Here is a 16,300-nt window from a genome sequence, read left to right on the forward strand (position 1 = left end):
CTCCCCCCCACCCCCCCCCCCCCCCCCCCCTCCCCCTCCTCCTCACCCCCCCCCCCCCCCCCCCCCCCCCCCCCCCCCCCCCCCCCCCCCGGGCCCGTTTTCGGGAGAGGCGCTTGCACTCGCAGGGGTCGAGTGCTAATCATTGGCGTTAGCACTCTCCCAGTGAGAGTGACAGAACTTGGATCGGGCCAGTGAGGCCCGCGGGCCTGTGGGGCAAGGAACCACAAGGCTCGCAGGCCGTCCGTCGCGGGCGCGGGCACGATCCGGAGAAATCCACCCCGTCCGGGAGGACCACTTCACATGGCCAAGATCATCGCGTTCGACGAGGAGGCACGGCGCGGTCTCGAGCGCGGGATGAACCAGCTCGCCGACGCCGTCAAGGTCACCCTCGGCCCCAAGGGCCGCAACGTCGTCCTCGAGAAGAAGTGGGGCGCGCCCACGATCACCAACGATGGTGTTTCCATCGCCAAGGAGATCGAGCTCGAGGACCCGTACGAGAAGATCGGCGCCGAGCTGGTCAAGGAAGTCGCCAAGAAGACGGACGACGTCGCCGGCGACGGTACGACCACGGCGACCGTGCTGGCCCAGGCGCTCGTGCGCGAGGGTCTGCGCAACGTCGCCGCCGGCGCCAACCCGATGGCTCTCAAGCGCGGTATCGAGAAGGCCGTCGAGGCCGTCTCCGGTGCCCTCCTCGAGCAGGCCAAGGATGTCGAGACCAAGGAGCAGATCGCCTCCACGGCCTCCATCTCCGCCGCCGACACCCAGATCGGCGAGCTCATCGCCGAGGCGATGGACAAGGTCGGCAAGGAAGGCGTCATCACCGTCGAGGAGTCCCAGACCTTCGGTCTGGAGCTGGAGCTCACCGAGGGTATGCGCTTCGACAAGGGCTACATCTCGGCGTACTTCGCCACCGACATGGAGCGTATGGAGGCCGTTCTCGACGACCCGTACATCCTGATCGCGAACTCCAAGATCGCGAACGTCAAGGACCTGCTCCCGCTCCTCGAGAAGGTCATGCAGGGCGGCAAGCCGCTGCTGATCATCGCCGAGGACGTCGAGGGCGAGGCCCTGTCGACCCTGGTCGTCAACAAGATCCGTGGCACCTTCAAGTCCGTCGCCGTCAAGGCCCCGGGCTTCGGTGACCGTCGCAAGGCCATGCTCGGCGACATCGCCATCCTCACGGGCGGCGAGGTCATCTCCGAGGAGGTCGGCCTCAAGCTGGAGAACGCGGGTCTGGACCTGCTGGGCCGTGCCCGCAAGGTCGTCATCACCAAGGACGAGACCACGATCGTCGACGGCTCCGGCTCTGCCGACCAGGTCGCCGGCCGGGTCAACCAGATCCGTGCCGAGATCGAGAACTCGGACTCGGACTACGACCGCGAGAAGCTCCAGGAGCGCCTGGCGAAGCTGGCCGGCGGCGTGGCCGTCATCAAGGCCGGTGCCGCCACCGAGGTCGAGCTCAAGGAGCGCAAGCACCGCATCGAGGACGCCGTTCGCAACGCGAAGGCGGCCGTCGAGGAGGGCATCGTCGCCGGTGGTGGCGTGGCCCTGCTCCAGGCTTCCTCGGTCTTCGAGAAGCTTGAGCTCACGGGTGACGAGGCGACCGGCGCCAACGCCGTGCGTCTCGCCCTGGAGGCCCCGCTCAAGCAGATCGCCGTCAACGGTGGTCTCGAGGGTGGCGTCATCGTCGAGAAGGTGCGCAACCTGCCCGTCGGTCACGGCCTGAACGCCGCGACCGGTGAGTACGTCGACATGATCGCCGAAGGCATCATCGACCCGGCGAAGGTGACCCGCTCTGCTCTGCAGAACGCCGCCTCCATCGCCGCGCTGTTCCTCACCACCGAGGCCGTCATCGCCGACAAGCCGGAGAAGGCCTCGGCCCCGGCCGGCGGCGGCATGCCGGGCGGTGACATGGACTTCTGATCGACCCCGGTCGATCATCGTCCTGACGTTCCGAGGGCGGCACCTTCCCGCGAGGGAGGGTGCCGCCCTCGGGCGTTTCCCCGAGCCTCCTGATCCCCATCGAGGCCGGCGGACCCGGTCAGGGCCTGCGCCCCTTCCGGGCTCAGCGCCGGCTCAACGGCCTCGCGGAGCCCTAAAGGGCACCCTCCTGAACAGGGGCCCGGGATTCCGGGTGATCTGGATCATCGGTCGGGGCGGCGGCACGCAGCGCCGCCTCGACCTGGCGGTTGCCGGTCATGGTCGACGTGACGGCGGTCATGGTGAGGAGGAGGCCGGCGGCGGTGTAGAGCGGGGTGCGTACGTCGTAGGTGGTGGCCAGCCAGCCGCCGAGGAAGGCGCCGAACGGGGCGGCGCACATGGCGAGCATGCGGGAGGTGGAGGCGACCCGGCCCATCAGGTGGGCGGGGACGACCGCCTGCCGGAGGGAGGGGCCGAGCACCATCGTGGCGCCCATGCCCGCTCCGCAGACGGCGAGCGCGAGGCCGGCGACGTACGGGTTCGGGGCCACGGCAAGGCCCAGGATGGCGAGTCCCTCGACCGCGGCCGTGCAGGTGAGCGCGGTGCCGGTGCCGAGTCGTCGGCCGAGGAAGGAGGCGATGCCCGCGCCGAGCAGGCCGCCGGTGGCCTCCGCCGTGAGGAGCAGGCCGAAGCCGAAGGTGTCGATGCCGAGACGATCGTGCGCGAAGAGGGCGAGTACGGTCTCCACGGCGAGGAAGGCGATGTTCCCGACCGCCGGACGCAGCGCGAGCCCGAGCAGTAACTGATCCCGGAATACGTACGAGGCGCCGGCCCGCGCCTGCCGCAGCAGCGACTCACGGGCCTGCGGTACGGGCCGGGGTGCGGCAGGCAGCGACCGTACGAGCAGTGCGGAGAGCGTGAACGACACCGCGTCGGCGAGCAGCGGAACCGCCCGCCCGAGCGCGAGCAGGGCACTGCCCGCGGGCGGCCCCGCGAAGCCGGACGCGGCGGTCTGGGCGCCGCGCAGGCGGGCGTTGGCGCGCTCCAGGAGCGCGGGGTCGCGGCCGAGCAGATCCGGCAGATAGGCCGTGGCGGCCGTGTCGAAGAAGAGTCCGCCGAGGCCGAGCAGGAAGGCGACGGCCGCGAGCAGGGGAATGCTCAGCACGTCGAGCGCGGCCGCCGCCGCCGGTATCGCGAGCAGCACCGCACGCGCCGCGTCCATGACCCACATCGTGCGCCGACGGTCCCAGCGGTCCACCAGCGCGCCGCCGAGCACCCCGAAGAGCAGCCAGGGCAGCGTTCCGGCGGCCGTGACGACGGCGAGCGCCATCGGATCCCGCGTCAACGTCAACGCGAGCAGCGGCAGCGCGGCATGCGACACCCCGTCACCGAGCGAGGACACCGTCTGCGCGGTCCACAGCCGTTCGAACCCGGTCGGTAACTTCCTTATGTCTGAGGTCACTTGGCGTCCCCTTCGGCCTGCTCGCGCGATGTCGGGTGGAACAGTGCGAAGACGAGTGACGTGTCCGGCAGCGACGGGTCGGACAGCTCCCGGTACTCGATCGCCAGTGCCTGTAGCCGCGCCCCCAGCTCCGCGAACTGCTCGTCGGTGAGCCGCAGATGCGCCATCCCTACGTGCCGCTCGCCGTCCACCGGCGACGCCTCCAGGTCCGCCACCGCGTGCCGCATCAGCACGTCCGGGCCTCCCTCGCCCGGATCCGGCAGCACGATCGACCGCGCGGCCATGGCGTAGTACCGCTCGGTGACCCCCCGGACCTTCCGCGTTCGCACCACCTTCACCAGGCCGGCCCGCTCCAGCAGCCGTACGTGGTAGCTGGAACTCCCCTTCGCGACGCCCACTCGCTCGGCGATCTGCGTGATCGTCGCGGGTTCGAAGCGGAGCACGGCCATGATCCGGTGACGCGTGAGGTTGGAGACGGCGCGTAGCTGGTCGTCAGTGGTGACGTGGAACGTCTCGGGGAGATCGTCGGTAGGCATGCCTCCAATGGTCAACACTTCTTGACCATTGGGCAAGGGGGTTTTTCGGCCTTCCGGAACCGGCCACCCGTTACCCGGTCCCCGCGGGCGTGGTCCGGATCACAGCGACGGATCTCGGCTCGGTGGAATGCCGTGTCCGGTGTCGCGGTTGACGCTGAAGAGCAGTCGATGCATGTGCACATACCGCACGGAATCTCCTGCCTCGCCGACCACTCGACGTCATACCGACCACCTGTTCGAGGAGCCCCCACGTGACCGCTGACGCCGCGTCCCGCGCAGCCGAGATCCTTTCCCGCCCCGTTTCCCTGAACGGCCTGACCGTCCCGAACCGGATCGTCATGGCGCCGATGACCCGGATGTTCTCGCCGGGCGGTGTACCGGGTGAGGACGTGGTCGGCTACTACTCCCGCCGCGCCGCCGCGGGCGTGGGCCTGATCGTCACCGAGGGCACCTACGTCGGCCACGACTCGGCCGGACAGAGCGACGCGGTGCCGCGCTTCCACGGGGAGGACCAGCTCGCCGGGTGGACGAAGGTCGCCGACGCCGTGCACGCGGCGGGCGGCACGATCGTCCCGCAGCTCTGGCACATCGGCATGGTCCGCAAGGCGGGCGAGCCGCCCTTCGCGGACGCTCCGCCCGTCGGCCCCTCCGGCCTCTACAAGGAGGGCGCCGAGGTCACCGGCGAGAGCATGACCCAGCAGGACCTCGACGACGTCATCGAGGCGTTCGCCAAGGCCGCCGCGGACGCCGAGCGCATCGGCTTCGACGGTGTCGAACTGCACGGCGCCCACGGCTACCTGCTCGACCAGTTCCACTGGGCGGGCACCAACCGCCGCGAGGACGCGTACGGCGGCGACCCGGTGGCCCGTACGAAGTTCTCGGCGGAGATCGTCGCCGCGGTGCGCGCCGCGGTCTCGCCCGAGTTCCCCGTCCTCTTCCGCTACTCGCAGTGGAAGCAGCAGGCCTACGACGCCCGGCTCGCCGAGACCCCGGAGGAACTGGAGGCGATCCTCGCCCCGCTCGCCGCGGCCGGTGTGGACTCCTTCCACGCCTCCACGCGCCGCTACTGGGTGCCCGAGTTCGACGGTTCCGACCTCAACCTCGCCGGCTGGACGAAGAAGCTGACGGGCAAGCCCACCATCACCGTCGGCTCGGTCGGCCTGGACGGCGACTTCATCAAGGCCTTCGCGGGCGAGGGCTCCCCGGTCAAGGGCATCGACGACCTCCTCGACCGCATGGAGCGCGACGAGTTCGACCTCGTCGCCGTCGGCCGCGCGCTGCTCCAGGACCCCGAGTGGGCCGCGAAGGTCCTGGCCGGCCGCTTCGACGACCTGGCCCCGTACGACGCGGCGGCGCTCGGTTCGCTGAGCTGACCCGGCGTGGGGGCCGGACCGACGGGAGCTGTCACACGCGCGGCCGCTCCCGCCGGTCGGCCATCGCCGCACGCGCGGCGGCGGCGTGGGCGTGGACCGCGGTGGAGGTGAGCGGGCCGGTGAACCGTGGGGCGGTCTCGCCCCGGCACGGCCCGCAGACACCGCCGGGCAGCGCCTCCGGAGGCCCCGGGGTCCCGCACTTCGCGCATTCCAGGGCGCGCAGGGGTGGGCGAGACGGGGTGTCCGGTACGGGTTCCGGCGGGAGTTTGCTGGTCAGGCGCTGCCGCACGAGGGCGGCCGGACTGTGGACGGGGACGGGGAGTCCCGCGGTGAGGGCCCGGATCACCTGTTCGTCGGTGGCGCCCCGCACGAACCACTCGGTCAGCAGGGGCGCGAGGTCCGCGCAGTCCCTGGCCGACAGGGACAGGACCGGGGTCGTACGGCCCAGTGCCGCCAGCAGGATGTGGGCGCGGGAGCGGGTGGGGGCGGACCGCCGGTCCGGGGGTTCCTCCGGGATGTCGCCGCGGCTGAACCCCGCCCACCAGCCGTCGTCGCGCGCCGTTCGGGTGAACCACGATCGAGTGACCCAGCGAGAGCTTCCCGAACCGGCCAGATGTTCGCGTCCACGGCGCAAGTGGCCCGCCCGGGTCAGGTTGTTGAGCGCGGTACGCAGCGCGCACTGCCCGTACGGCAGCTCCTTGGCCAGCGTTTTCACGGAGATGTCGGCCCCGTCGGAGAGCCGGTCGACATACGCGGCGATCGCCGCCTCCCGCGGCGGGAGGTGCGCGAAGTCGTCGCTCGCGCGGGGGCGTTGCCCCGGTGCGCTGCGCTTGCCGTAGCCGGGATTGGCCATCGGGTGCGGGAAGGCGTGCGCGGAGCGGGGCGCGGCACTAAAGTTGGCGTCAGCCATGGGATCGACCTCATTCGTCGGATCTCGTTGGTCAAACCCCCGCAGGTGTTGGCGCACCTGGCGGGGGTTGTTCGTTCTGTGGGCACGCTAGAGCCTGGTGACTGTGCGTGGCAAGTCGGTCGCGAGAAGTCAACTCTCCAGGGTGGGTGGGCGGGTTGGGCCCACCGCCCATTCCTTGTTGAGAGCGCTCGGAGTTCGGTACTTGAGCTTCGGACCTGGGGCTACTGGGCCTTGACCCCTTCGAGGAAGGCCGCCCACGCCTGGGCCCGGAACGTCAGCCGGGGCCCGGCGGGGTTCTTGGAGTCCCGCACGGGGACGAGGGTGGGGTGACCGTCGGCGACTTCGAGGCAGTCGCCGCCGTCACCGGCGCTGTACGTCGACTTGCGCCAGCGAGCGACCTCCAGGCAGTTGCCGCCGCTGGCGTCGCTGTAGTTGGACCGGTACCAGGTGACCGAACTCAGTTCGTACTCATGGGTGTTGTTCTCCATGTTCGTAATCATGCGCCACGGACTCGACCAGGGACAGGGAGGCCTTTGGCGCGAGTGCCGCCGCCTGAATGAGGTTGAAGGTGAGACTGTGCCGGGCGACCGTGGCCGGGTCGTCCACCAGCTTCCCCATGTCCACCCCCTCGACGAAGCACAGCGGGGGCGCGTCCATGAACTCCATGAGCTTCAACGAGCCGCCCATCGCGGCATGTGTACCGGCGTCGAACGTCAGCATCTGCATGATGATCCGGCGGCGGTGCGCCAGGTCGGCCAAATGGCGAAGAGCCTCTGCCATCGTCGCGGCTCCGCCGACCGGTCGGCGGAGCGCGGCCTCGTCCAGAACCACCCACAACAACGGGGTTGTTGGATCGTCAAGGAGGCGGGCGCGTTCCATGCGGGTCGCCACCAGGTCATCGATCTCGGTGTCGGGGACGGTCGGCCGATAGATGCGGAACAGGTCCGCGGCGTACGCCGGAGTCTGCAACAAGCCGGGGATGAGCAGCGGGAGATAGTGCTTGATCGCCGTCGCGATCGCCTCCGCCTCCGCCGCCTCGGCGAAGTGGTCCGGGTACCTCGACTTGGCGAGGGCGGCGCAGTTACGGGTGAAGAACCCGTTCGTCCCCAGGATCTCGTCTATCTGGACGGCGTACTCAAGCTGCAACCGCCGTGTCCCCGACTCCAGTTGGCCGACGAACGAACCGCTGACGAAGAGGGGTTCGCCCAGTTCGGCCTGGCTGAGGCCGGCGTTCTCGCGGGCGTGCCGCAACTCCGCGCCGATCATGGCGCGGGGTGAGGAGGACGGGTCGAGGTCCTTGGGTCCGGGCATGGCGACTCCCTGTCACACAGGTGGGGTTGTTGGAGCGCCGACTCTTCCCAGGTTAGAGGGGTGATGGCCACGCTGGGTGGTGAATACGGACACTCAGCGTGGAAGGTGCGGTGCGATGGAGATGACGTCGAGTAAGCGCGTGCGGCCGACGGAGGAGATCGTCGAGGAGCTGCGGGCGGCACTGACCGGGGTCGGCGTGGTGCTGCCGTCGCTGCGGGTCGATCCGGTGACCGGCGCGAGCGACGAGCCGTTCGCCCTGGTCGCGCTCGGCCGCTGCAACGTGGGCACCGCCCAGAAGCTGACCGCCGTGCTGCGCGAGTGCGGCGTTCGTGACGGCCGCGGTGAGGCGTGAGCGCGGAGTACGCCGTCGACGTTCGGGACGGGCGGCTCGGGCAGGTGATGGGGCGCGAGGGCGGACTCGTACAACTGCGGCCGCCCGGCGGCGGTTGCGAGTGGGACTGTCCCGAGGACGCCCTCGGGGAGGCGCCGCCGGGGGAGGTGCTGCGGGCGCGGGTCCGGCGGCTCAACGCGGAGGCGCGCCTGCCGTGACCCCGCGCCCGGGAGAGGGGCGGGACCGCTCGCCTACAGATTCCCCATCGGCTCGATGTCCACCTTCACCGGCGTGCCCCAGATGCGGAGTACCTCGTAGTCGGTGAACTCGTGGACGAGGCGGTAGGCCATGCCGGGGCGGGGGGTCCGGCGCTCGGCGGCGAGGTAGCGCTCGGCTTCCTGGCGGTCGCGCCGGGGGGTGCCGCACAGGTGCCACTCCTGGCCGCTCCAGACCTCCGGGAGCCAGCGCTGCTGGGGCTGCGGGCGGTCGGCGCGGACTCCGTAGCGGGTCATCGTGCGGTCGGGCAGCTCGTCGGGGGCGGGCGCCCGGCCGTGCCCGTACGCGTCGTTCACCTCGGTGCGGCGGGCGGTGCGGCGGCGGGTCTCGCAGAGCAGGCAGCGGTCCGGGGCGCTCTCGTCCACCGGGCCGGTCGGATGCTCGGAGCAGCGGGTGGTCGGCGCCGCCGTCGTCACCGTGTCGTCGAGCAGGTCCAGGGCCCGCTTCAGGTCCGCCTTGACCTCGTGCAGCTTGGCGTCGGGGGTGTCGGTGTTCAGTGCGTCACCGTGCTCCCCGAGCAGCCGCAGGGCGCGGCCGAGGGCGGTCAGCTGTGCGTGGTTCATGGGCCCAGCCTCGCACGCGCCACCGACAGTGCGGCTGGGACAAGGTCCTAAACGGTGGCCTGTTCCGCGGCCTGTTCCGCCCGGGGTGCCGGTGTCACGCCGCCGAGGCCGAAGAAATAGGTGGCCGCGAACCCGACGGCGTACCCGGTGAGCAGGCCGCCCGCGTAGATCGCCGCGGTCAGGGCGAGGCTCCGGTTGCCGGACAGCAGCGGGAACAGGGCCAGGCCCGAGGGGCCGATGGCCGTCGAGCCGACCCGGTCGCCCAGCATCGAGAAGAAGCCGATGAAGGCGCCGCCCGCCGCGCCGCCCGCGCAGGCGGTGACGAAGGGGCGGCCGAGGGGGAGCGAGACGCCGTAGATCAGGGGTTCGCCGACGCCGAGGAGTCCGGCCGGGAGCGCCGATCTGATCGTCGTACGCAGCGAGGTGTCGTGGCGCAGCCGGACGTACACGGCGAGGGCGGCGCCGACCTGGCCGGCGCCCGCCATGGCCAGGACGGGCAGCAGGACGGTGTAGCCCTGCTGCTCGATGAGCGTGGTGTGGATGGGGATGAGGGCCTGGTGCAGGCCCAGCATCACCAGAGGCAGGAACAGGGCGCCGAGTACCAGCCCGGCGAAGGCGCCGGTGGTGGAGAGCAGCCAGGCGGCGGCCGTGCCGATGGCGGAGGAGAGCGCACCGGCCGCGTACATCAGCGCGTACAGCGTGACCAGGCCGGTCAGGAGCACCGTGAGGGTGGGGGTGACCAGGACGTCCAGGGTGGGCGGGACCCAGCGGCGGCACCACTTCTCCACGTACGTTCCGAGCAGGGCGGCGGCCAGGGCGCCCAGGACGCCGCCCTGGCCGGGGGCGAGCGTCACGCCGAGGACCGTCACCTTGGCGACCCCCGCGTACACGATCACCGAGGCCACCGCGCCGCCCAGGATCGGGGTGCCGCCGAACTCCTTGGCCGTGTTGTAGCCGACGAAGACGGCGATGAGCGCCATGAATCCGGCGGCGATGGCGGTCAGGGCGGGGGTGAGACCCGGCAGCACGCCGAGGTTGACCAGCAGGCCGTTGAGGCCCGCGATCACCCCGCAGCCGATCAGGCCGGGGATCAGCGGCACGAAGATGTCGGCGATCCGCCGCAGGAGCAGTTTGAGGGGGGTGGCGTTGCGGCGGGTCCTGGCGGCCTTCAGTTCGGCGCCGCGCAGGGCGAGCCGGTCGGCCGTGGTGGTTTCGGCGTCGTGCGGGGCGAGCCGGTCGGCCGTGGTCGTCAGCAGCGCCTCGAACTCGGGCGTGACGCGGGCGACCGTGCCGGGGCCCAGCACGATCTGGCAGGTGTCGCCGTCCGCGACCAGGCCGAGGACGGCGGGCAGGGCCCGCAGGCCCTCCTCGTCCACCAGGTTCCGGTCCCGCAGGCCGAGCCGGAGCCGGGTCATGCAGTGGGCGACGGTGAGGACGTTCGCGGGGCCGCCCACGAGGGGGAGGAGCGCCGCTGCTGTGGTGGAGCCCGGTGTGCGCACTCCCCGAGCGTGCTGGTCAGCCGGACGCCTTCGCCAGCGCGGCGCGCAGATGGCCCTCGGACTCCTCCAGAAGGCGGGCGGCGGTGGGCCCGTCCACGCCGCCGAGGACGGTCAGGATGGCGTTCTTCACCTCGCCGTCCGTGGCGGCGAGCGCGTGTTCGATCTCCTCGTCGGAGGCTCCGGTGGCGAGCGCGACGATCCGGCGGGAGCGGGCCCGCAGCTTCTCGTTCGAGGCGCGGACGTCGACCATCAGGTTCCCGTACGTCTTGCCGAGCCGGATCATCGTGATCGTCGAGAGCATGTTGAGGACGAGCTTCTGCGCGGTGCCCGACTTCAGGCGGGTGGAGCCGGTGAGCAGTTCGGGGCCGACGACGACCTCGATGCCGTGGGCGGCGGCGGCCGCGAGCGCGCTGTGCGCGTTGCAGGACAGGCCGACCGTGAGCGCGCCCTGCTTGCGGGCGTGCTCGACCGCGCCCACGGCGTACGGGGTGCGGCCCGACGCGGAGACGCCGACCACCGTGTCGTCGGCCGTCACGGCGAGCGCGTCCAGGTCGGCCGCCGCCAGTTCCCGGGAGTCCTCGGCGCCCTCGATCGAGGTGACCATGGCGGTCGGGCCGCCCGCGATCACGCCGACGACCTGGGAGGGCTCGGTGTTGAAGGTGGGCGGGCACTCGGAGGCGTCCAGGACACCGAGGCGGCCCGCGGTGCCGGCGCCCGCGTAGATGAGGCGCCCGCCGCGGGACATGCGCTCCGCGATGTCGTCGATCGCGGCGGCGATGAGCGGGAGCTGCGCGGCGACGGCCGTCGGCACCGTCGCGTCCTCCCCGTTCATGAGCCGCGCGATCTCCAGCGTGGGCAACCGGTCGATCTCGGACAGTTCCGGGCGGAACGCCTCGGTGGTCAGCGTCTCCAACTCTGCTCGAAGATCGCCGTGGTCGGGCATGGAGGTCATGGGAGGAGCGGCTCTTTCCGGTGAGGTGTCGTACCGCGCCCCGGGGGCGGGGCGCGGGCCGGGGACGGCGTGCGGCATCGCCGCGCGGGCGCGACGAGCCACCCACGGGACAGCGGTCTCCCCGATGGATCAGGTTCCCGGTCTGTGGCGCGGTGCGGCTAGCGACCGCCGCGCGGGGAGTGGCGGTGCGCCAGGGCCTCGTACGAGGCGGACAGCGCGGGCGCCGCCGTCTCGTAGGTGCGCTGGGCGACCCCCACGAACAGACAGTCCACCACCAGGAGCTGGCTGGTGCGCGACGACATGGCCGCCGGGCGCAGCTCGCTCTCGCGGGCGGTCGAGGTGGTGAGGATGTGGTCGGCGTACTGCGCGACCGGTCCGCTCGGACGGCCGGTGATCGCCACCGTCGTCGCCCCGTGCTCGAAGGCGACCCGGAGCGGTTCGATGACGTCGCCGGTCGAGCCGGAGTGCGTGATGGCTATCGCCACGTCCTTGGCGCGCAGCTGCACCGCGTTGGTCACCGCGAGGTGCGGGTCGCTGTGCGCGTGGGCTATGAGCCCGATCCGCATGAGCTTCTGCAGGAGATCCTGGGCGACCAGACCGGACGCGCCGACTCCGTAGATGTCGACGCGGCGGGCGGTGGCTATGGCGGCGACGGCGTGGCCGAGCTGGACCGTGTCGAGCGCTGCGGCCGTGTCGGCGAGGGTCTGCTGCTCGTCGTACGCGAGCTTCGCCACGACGTCGGCGATGGGGTCGTCGACCGCGATGTCGGCGGTGACGGCGGGGGCCCGGCCCGACTGCTGCTGGGCGGCGAGCCCGGCGAGCGCGAGACGCAGGTCCCGGTATCCGGGATAGCCGAGGAGGCGGGCCGTGCGCACGACCGTGGCCTCACTGGTGCCGGTGAGCTCGGCGAGCCCGGTGACCGTGAGGGCCGCGCAGCCGGCCGGGTCGGCGGCGACGGCCTCGGCGACCCGCTGCATCGAGCGTGTCATCGAGGGCGCGAGGGTGCGCACCCTGGCCGCGAGGGCGGCGGGGGCGGGCGGTGCCTCACCCGCGAAAATTTCCTTCACGTCATGGGTCACACCATGAAAGATATTTTCCTTTGGGGTGGACGGTCAAGGGTGCGCACAATAGGGGCATGGACCCCACCGGCAGCCCCCTCAGCCCCCTGGAGCAGGCGTTGCACGCGGCGCGCGCCCGTGTGCTCGCCGACCTGATCGCGGGCCGGGTCGCCGAGGCGGACGTCGTCTCCCTGGTCGAGGACTCCGTGGTGCAGCGCCGCTGGTGGGTCGAGCAGTGGCCGGAGGGCGCCGGATTCGTCGCCGGGCTCGTCGCCCAGGACGTGCAGGACGCGCTCCTGGAGCGGTACGGGCGGTGGCCGCTCTGCCCGGTGTGCGCCGCAGGCGACCCGCACGCCCTCGAAGTCGAGCCCGAGTTGGGGCCCGACCCGCACTGGGTGTGCCACCAGGCGGGCGTGAAGGTGTCCCCGGTGGGCTCCCTCGCCTCGGCGACCGGCGGAAACCCGCCCTCGTGACCGTCTACATCGATCCACCCACGTGGCCGGGGCACGGCCGGGTGTGGTCCCACCTGATCAGCGATGTCTCGTACGACGAACTCCACACGTTCGCCGAGGAGTTGGGGGCGCCTCCGCGCGCCTTCGAGCGCGACCACTACGACATCCCCTCGCACCGCTACGCCGACGCGGTCGCCGCGGGAGCGGTGGAAATCAGCAGCCGCGAGGTCGTACGGCTGCTGCACGGGTCGGGACTGCGCCGCCGCAAGCGCGCGGGCTGACCGCGCGGGGCGCGGGTGCTCTCGGGGGCGCCTTCGCGGGGCCCTCACCGGGCTGTCGCGCTCGCCCGCGACCTTGCGCCCGCCGGGGGTTGCAGGGCGGGCCGCCCCCGGCCAACCGGCCCGGCCGCCCGGTCAACAGGCCCCCGCCCTCTCAGCTTTCGCGGGCGTACAGCCGCAATGACCCGTCCAGGCCGTGCAGTTCGCGGGCCGCCTTCTCCAAGTCCTCGCTCACGCGGGTGAATCCGGCGCGGGCGATCACCCGCTGGGACGGGGCGTTGTCCTGCTCGATGGCGGCGAACAGGAGCTTGACGTCGTCGCGGGCGAGGGCCTGCTCGGAGAGGGCGCACAGGGCCTCGGTCGCGTAGCCCCGGCCGCGGGCGTTCTCCGCGAGGTCGTAGCCGACCTCGGCGCGTCCCTCCTCGTCGGGCACGCTGTGGAAGCCGATCCCGCCGACCGCCCGCCCGTCCTCGCGCCGTACGAGGACGAACATCCCCCATTCCGGCCGGTGCGCCCCCTCCTCGTACGCGCTGACGATCATCCCCGCGGCGTCCCGTGTGCCCTCGAACGGGCCGCCCTCGATCCAGTCGAAGCCGCCCGTGCCGCCCGCGTTCAGATCGGCGGCGGCTGCCGGGGTGACCCCCTGGAGGGTGAGCCGCTCGGCCCCGATCACCAGGTTGTTGCTCCAGCGCCACTCGGCGAGCGGTTCCCGGCCGGGCAGGTCACCGCGCCCGGTGGCCCACAGGAGCGTGCTCCACGGGGCGTCGGGTTCGGGCCGGACGTGCGGGAAGATCCGGGTGAGGACCCAGGCGCACAGCTCGGCCGGCGGGCTGTACGGGAGGCCGAGTCCCTCGGCGATGTCGTGCGTGTGCAGCAGGATCTCGGTGACCCCCATCGCGGCGAAGCCCTCGCGGTTCGCGCTGCGGAACGGGTACGGGTGGAAGGCGCGCACCTCGCGCGGTGTCGTCCGGACGGCGGCGGCGAGCAGCCCGCCGGTCGCCTCGATCACGTCGACGACCCCCGCGTTGCCGGTGCCGTCGTCCAGCGTGATGCCGAACGGCACGTACGCGGTGGTGGCCCGCCCGGCCAACTGCCCGGCGTACGCGATGAGATCACCGGCGACGTGTTCGGCGGTCAGCCGGCAGCTCCACTCCAGCCGTCCCGCCCGTACGCCGTCCCAGTCCCGCCCGGCCGCGGGCCGCAGCAGCGCGGCACAGCTCGCGACGGCTTCTTCCACCCGGTCCCCGCCCATGTCTTCCATGCGGCCGAGAATAGGACGGATCACGCCTTGGAACGTACGGGATTCTTCGCCGGTCCCCCCTCGCCCACGACCCTTGAGCCCGGCGTACGGCGGTGCGGTCGCAGCGATACGACGGCCAGGCCGATGGCCGCCACGTTCAGCGCCGCGCCCGCCCAGGCGGTGGCCGGGTAGCCGAGCCCGGCGTCGATGACGGTGCCGCCGAGCCAGGGACCGGCGGTGTTGCCCAGGTTGAAGGCCGCGGTGGTGGTGGCGGCGGCCAGGGTGGGGGCGGCCGCGGCGACGTCGAACATCCGGGCGTTCAGGGCGGGGGCGGTGCTGAAGCAGGCGACCCCGAGCAGGAAGGAGAGCAGGACGGCGGCGACGGCGTACCGCCCGAGGAGGGCGAACGCGACGAGGACGACGGTGTCCGCCACCATGCCGCTGATCAGCACCCCGAACAGGTGGGCGTCGGTGAACCGGCCGCCGATCGTCGTCCCGATGACCGCGCCCACGCCGAACAGCGCCAGTACGGTCGGGACCCAGCCCTTGTCGAGGCGGGCGACATCGGTGAGCAGCGGGGCGAGATAGCTGAACGCGCAGAAGACACCTGCCGCGGTGAGCGCGATCGTGCCGATGGACAGCCAGACCTGCCGGTCACGGTAGACGAGCAGTTCCCTGCGGAGCCGCGGCCGCTCGGCAGGGGGCGGAATGGGCGGGACGAGGGTCACGATGCCGACGAGCGCGACGGCGGACGCCGCCCCGACGGCCCAGAACGCGGCCCGCCAGCCGAGCCCTTCGCCGAGGAAGGCGCCCGCGGGCACGCCCAGCACGTTCGCGATCGACAGGCCGCCGATCATCACGGCCAGCGCCCGCGCCCGTGAGGTCACCGGCACCATCGCGATGGCCACGGCCGCGCCGACCGCCCAGAAACCCGCGCAGGCCAGGGCGCTGACGACACGGGACGCGAAGAGCACGGCGTAGCCCGGCGCGAGGGCGCCCGCCACCTGGCCGAGCCCGAAGACCGTGATCAGGGCGACGAGGGTGGTCCGCCTGGGCAGGCGGAGCGTGGCCACGGCGAGCAGCGGCGCGCCCACGACCATGCCGATCGCGAACGCCGAGATCAGCAGGCCCGCCTGCGGGATCGTCACGCCCATGTCGTCCGCGATGGGCGGCAGGAGCCCGGACAGCATGAACTCACTGGTACCGAGGGCGAAGACGGACAGGGCGAGGATGTAGACGGACAGGGGCATACGGGGGCGGTCGCCGGGCGGGGTGATGGTGGGAGCGACGGTGGAAGCGGTGCCGGGTATGTCCGGCTTCCGGGGGTCAGGGCTCGGGGGCATGCCTCCTTCGTACGTGTTCCGGAGCCTGCCGTCGAACTTCTTTTCTCGCCCGGACCGGTCCTCAGGTCCCCGTCAGTGCCGTCAGTTCGTCCCCCATGTTCCGGCGTGCCGGCCCCGACCACTCGCGTTCCCCGTACGAGGTCCTGAACAGCCCGGGCAGGTCCAGGAGTTGACGCAGTACGGCCGCCCGGCCCGCGCGGAAGGCGTCGTCGGGGACGAACGCGTACTCCTCGCGGACGGCGGCGGTGTAGGCGGCGTACGCGTCCGGGGGCGACGCCAGGACCGCCAGGTCCGCGTCGCACAGGACGGCGCCGTTGGTGTCGTCGTCGGCCGGGTCGTGGGAGACGGTGAGCCGGACGAGCCGGGCGACCTCGGCCGTGCGGTCCGCGCCGACGCCCAGTTCGGCCAGGGCGCGTTCGGCGAGCCGGGCCGAGCGCTCCTCGTTCTCCGAGCGGTCCGGCAGATACACGGCGTCGTGGAACCAGGCCGCCAGCCGCACGGCGGCCGGGTCGGCGGCATGCTCCCCGTGCGCCTCCAGTACGTCGACGCGGTCGAGGACCGCGAGGAGATGGCCGGTGGTGTGGTACCGGCGCTGGGGTTCGGCCCAGCGGTCCAGGAGGTTCGCCGCGTAGGGCCCGGGCGCGGGTCCGGACCCCTCGTGGCCGTCGCGGGCGGCCAGCACGGTGTCCGCCCAGCGTTTCGTCAGTTCCGCGTGGGCCGGGTGGCGGTTGCTCTCTGCTGCCATGAGGCCATTGTCCCCGTAGCCCGTAGCCCGTAGCCCGTAGCCCGTAGCCCG

Annotated in this window: 18 protein-coding genes; 6 read left to right on the plus strand and 12 right to left on the minus strand. The window is 72.2% G+C overall.

From position 1 onward, the window contains the following. Positions 1 to 300 precede the first annotated feature (300 nt). A complete protein-coding gene (groL, locus tag ACZ6KY_RS19340; protein WP_468821281.1) occupies positions 301 to 1,923 on the plus strand; it encodes a chaperonin GroEL in 1,623 nt (540 codons plus the stop codon). 172 nt (positions 1,924 to 2,095) lie between these two features. On the opposite strand, the gene ACZ6KY_RS19345 is transcribed toward groL, so the two are convergent. After that, positions 2,096 to 3,382 (minus strand): MFS transporter, encoded by a 1,287-nt coding sequence (locus tag ACZ6KY_RS19345; protein WP_469311488.1) that lies wholly within the window; start codon positions 3,380 to 3,382, stop codon positions 2,096 to 2,098. Then, a complete protein-coding gene (locus tag ACZ6KY_RS19350; protein ID WP_469311489.1) occupies positions 3,379 to 3,918 on the minus strand; it encodes an ArsR/SmtB family transcription factor in 540 nt (179 codons plus the stop codon). The genes ACZ6KY_RS19345 and ACZ6KY_RS19350 overlap by 4 nt, the downstream gene beginning before the upstream one ends. Before the next feature lie 251 nt (positions 3,919 to 4,169). Here ACZ6KY_RS19350 and ACZ6KY_RS19355 point away from each other — a divergent pair, with 251 nt between their 5' ends. Beyond that, on the plus strand, positions 4,170 to 5,291 hold the full coding sequence (locus ACZ6KY_RS19355) for an NADH:flavin oxidoreductase (RefSeq protein WP_469311490.1): 1,122 nt from the start codon (positions 4,170 to 4,172) through the stop codon (positions 5,289 to 5,291). Between the two features lie 31 nt (positions 5,292 to 5,322). Here the strand turns inward: ACZ6KY_RS19355 and ACZ6KY_RS19360 are convergent, their stop codons facing one another. The 3 genes from ACZ6KY_RS19360 to ACZ6KY_RS19370 all read right to left on the minus strand — a co-directional run bounded on the left by ACZ6KY_RS19360 (position 5,323) and on the right by ACZ6KY_RS19370 (position 7,512). Next, positions 5,323 to 6,201 carry a hypothetical protein gene (locus ACZ6KY_RS19360; RefSeq protein WP_469311491.1) on the minus strand — a complete coding sequence of 293 codons (879 nt, stop codon included), beginning with the start codon at positions 6,199 to 6,201 and terminating at the stop codon, positions 5,323 to 5,325. Between the two features lie 221 nt (positions 6,202 to 6,422). Further along, positions 6,423 to 6,689 carry a DUF397 domain-containing protein gene (locus ACZ6KY_RS19365; RefSeq protein ID WP_469311492.1) on the minus strand — a complete coding sequence of 89 codons (267 nt, stop codon included), beginning with the start codon at positions 6,687 to 6,689 and terminating at the stop codon, positions 6,423 to 6,425. Beyond that, on the minus strand, positions 6,670 to 7,512 hold the full coding sequence (locus tag ACZ6KY_RS19370; protein ID WP_469311493.1) for a helix-turn-helix domain-containing protein: 843 nt from the start codon (positions 7,510 to 7,512) through the stop codon (positions 6,670 to 6,672). The genes ACZ6KY_RS19365 and ACZ6KY_RS19370 overlap by 20 nt, the downstream gene beginning before the upstream one ends. Before the next feature lie 121 nt (positions 7,513 to 7,633). Here ACZ6KY_RS19370 and ACZ6KY_RS19375 point away from each other — a divergent pair, with 121 nt between their 5' ends. After that, positions 7,634 to 7,864 (plus strand): hypothetical protein, encoded by a 231-nt coding sequence (locus ACZ6KY_RS19375; protein ID WP_469311494.1) that lies wholly within the window; start codon positions 7,634 to 7,636, stop codon positions 7,862 to 7,864. After that, positions 7,861 to 8,061: a hypothetical protein gene (locus tag ACZ6KY_RS19380; protein WP_469311684.1), complete on the plus strand. Its 201-nt coding sequence runs from the start codon at positions 7,861 to 7,863 to the stop codon at positions 8,059 to 8,061. The genes ACZ6KY_RS19375 and ACZ6KY_RS19380 overlap by 4 nt, the downstream gene beginning before the upstream one ends. Positions 8,062 to 8,094: 33 nt before the next feature. Here the strand turns inward: ACZ6KY_RS19380 and ACZ6KY_RS19385 are convergent, their stop codons facing one another. From ACZ6KY_RS19385 to ACZ6KY_RS19400, 4 genes are all read right to left on the minus strand, one after another. Further along, a complete protein-coding gene (locus ACZ6KY_RS19385; RefSeq protein ID WP_469311495.1) occupies positions 8,095 to 8,682 on the minus strand; it encodes a hypothetical protein in 588 nt (195 codons plus the stop codon). Between the two features lie 47 nt (positions 8,683 to 8,729). Next, a complete protein-coding gene (locus ACZ6KY_RS19390; protein WP_469311496.1) occupies positions 8,730 to 10,181 on the minus strand; it encodes a PTS transporter subunit EIIC in 1,452 nt (483 codons plus the stop codon). A 16-nt stretch (positions 10,182 to 10,197) separates the two neighbouring features. Continuing rightward, positions 10,198 to 11,133: an N-acetylmuramic acid 6-phosphate etherase gene (gene murQ, locus ACZ6KY_RS19395; RefSeq protein WP_469311497.1), complete on the minus strand. Its 936-nt coding sequence runs from the start codon at positions 11,131 to 11,133 to the stop codon at positions 10,198 to 10,200. 158 nt (positions 11,134 to 11,291) lie between these two features. Continuing rightward, positions 11,292 to 12,212 (minus strand): MurR/RpiR family transcriptional regulator, encoded by a 921-nt coding sequence (locus ACZ6KY_RS19400; protein ID WP_469311498.1) that lies wholly within the window; start codon positions 12,210 to 12,212, stop codon positions 11,292 to 11,294. Positions 12,213 to 12,268: 56 nt separating this feature from the next. Between ACZ6KY_RS19400 and ACZ6KY_RS19405 the strand changes: the two genes are divergently transcribed. Next, complete coding sequence (locus ACZ6KY_RS19405) at positions 12,269 to 12,664, plus strand: hypothetical protein (RefSeq protein ID WP_469311499.1); 396 nt, start codon at positions 12,269 to 12,271, stop codon at positions 12,662 to 12,664. After that, complete coding sequence (locus tag ACZ6KY_RS19410; protein WP_469311500.1) at positions 12,661 to 12,924, plus strand: DUF4031 domain-containing protein; 264 nt, start codon at positions 12,661 to 12,663, stop codon at positions 12,922 to 12,924. The genes ACZ6KY_RS19405 and ACZ6KY_RS19410 overlap by 4 nt, the downstream gene beginning before the upstream one ends. A 151-nt stretch (positions 12,925 to 13,075) precedes the next feature. On the opposite strand, the gene ACZ6KY_RS19415 is transcribed toward ACZ6KY_RS19410, so the two are convergent. The 3 genes from ACZ6KY_RS19415 to ACZ6KY_RS19425 form a co-directional block, all read right to left on the minus strand. After that, complete coding sequence (locus tag ACZ6KY_RS19415; protein WP_469311674.1) at positions 13,076 to 14,158, minus strand: GNAT family N-acetyltransferase; 1,083 nt, start codon at positions 14,156 to 14,158, stop codon at positions 13,076 to 13,078. A gap of 44 nt (positions 14,159 to 14,202) precedes the next feature. Then, positions 14,203 to 15,411: a Cmx/CmrA family chloramphenicol efflux MFS transporter gene (locus tag ACZ6KY_RS19420; protein ID WP_469311675.1), complete on the minus strand. Its 1,209-nt coding sequence runs from the start codon at positions 15,409 to 15,411 to the stop codon at positions 14,203 to 14,205. Between the two features lie 154 nt (positions 15,412 to 15,565). After that, positions 15,566 to 16,249 carry an HD domain-containing protein gene (locus ACZ6KY_RS19425; RefSeq protein WP_469311501.1) on the minus strand — a complete coding sequence of 228 codons (684 nt, stop codon included), beginning with the start codon at positions 16,247 to 16,249 and terminating at the stop codon, positions 15,566 to 15,568. Between the last annotated feature and the right edge of the window lie 51 nt (positions 16,250 to 16,300).

The sequence above is a fragment of the Streptomyces sp. NPDC042002 genome, from assembly GCF_055588305.1.

Bases quoted from the DNA above. Each gene is read 5' to 3' on its own strand.
- groL (WP_468821281.1), top strand. From the start codon at position 301: ATGGCCAAGATCATCGCGTTCGACGAGGAGGCACGGCGCGGTCTCGAG.
- ACZ6KY_RS19350 (WP_469311489.1), bottom strand. From the start codon at position 3,918: ATGCCTACCGACGATCTCCCCGAGACGTTCCACGTCACCACTGACGAC.
- ACZ6KY_RS19360 (WP_469311491.1), bottom strand. From the start codon at position 6,201: ATGGCTGACGCCAACTTTAGTGCCGCGCCCCGCTCCGCGCACGCCTTC.
- ACZ6KY_RS19365 (WP_469311492.1), bottom strand. From the start codon at position 6,689: ATGGAGAACAACACCCATGAGTACGAACTGAGTTCGGTCACCTGGTAC.
- ACZ6KY_RS19370 (WP_469311493.1), bottom strand. From the start codon at position 7,512: ATGCCCGGACCCAAGGACCTCGACCCGTCCTCCTCACCCCGCGCCATG.
- ACZ6KY_RS19375 (WP_469311494.1), top strand. From the start codon at position 7,634: ATGACGTCGAGTAAGCGCGTGCGGCCGACGGAGGAGATCGTCGAGGAG.
- ACZ6KY_RS19385 (WP_469311495.1), bottom strand. From the start codon at position 8,682: ATGAACCACGCACAGCTGACCGCCCTCGGCCGCGCCCTGCGGCTGCTC.
- murQ (WP_469311497.1), bottom strand. From the start codon at position 11,133: ATGACCTCCATGCCCGACCACGGCGATCTTCGAGCAGAGTTGGAGACG.
- ACZ6KY_RS19405 (WP_469311499.1), top strand. From the start codon at position 12,269: ATGGACCCCACCGGCAGCCCCCTCAGCCCCCTGGAGCAGGCGTTGCAC.
- ACZ6KY_RS19420 (WP_469311675.1), bottom strand. From the start codon at position 15,411: ATGCCCCTGTCCGTCTACATCCTCGCCCTGTCCGTCTTCGCCCTCGGT.
- ACZ6KY_RS19425 (WP_469311501.1), bottom strand. From the start codon at position 16,249: ATGGCAGCAGAGAGCAACCGCCACCCGGCCCACGCGGAACTGACGAAA.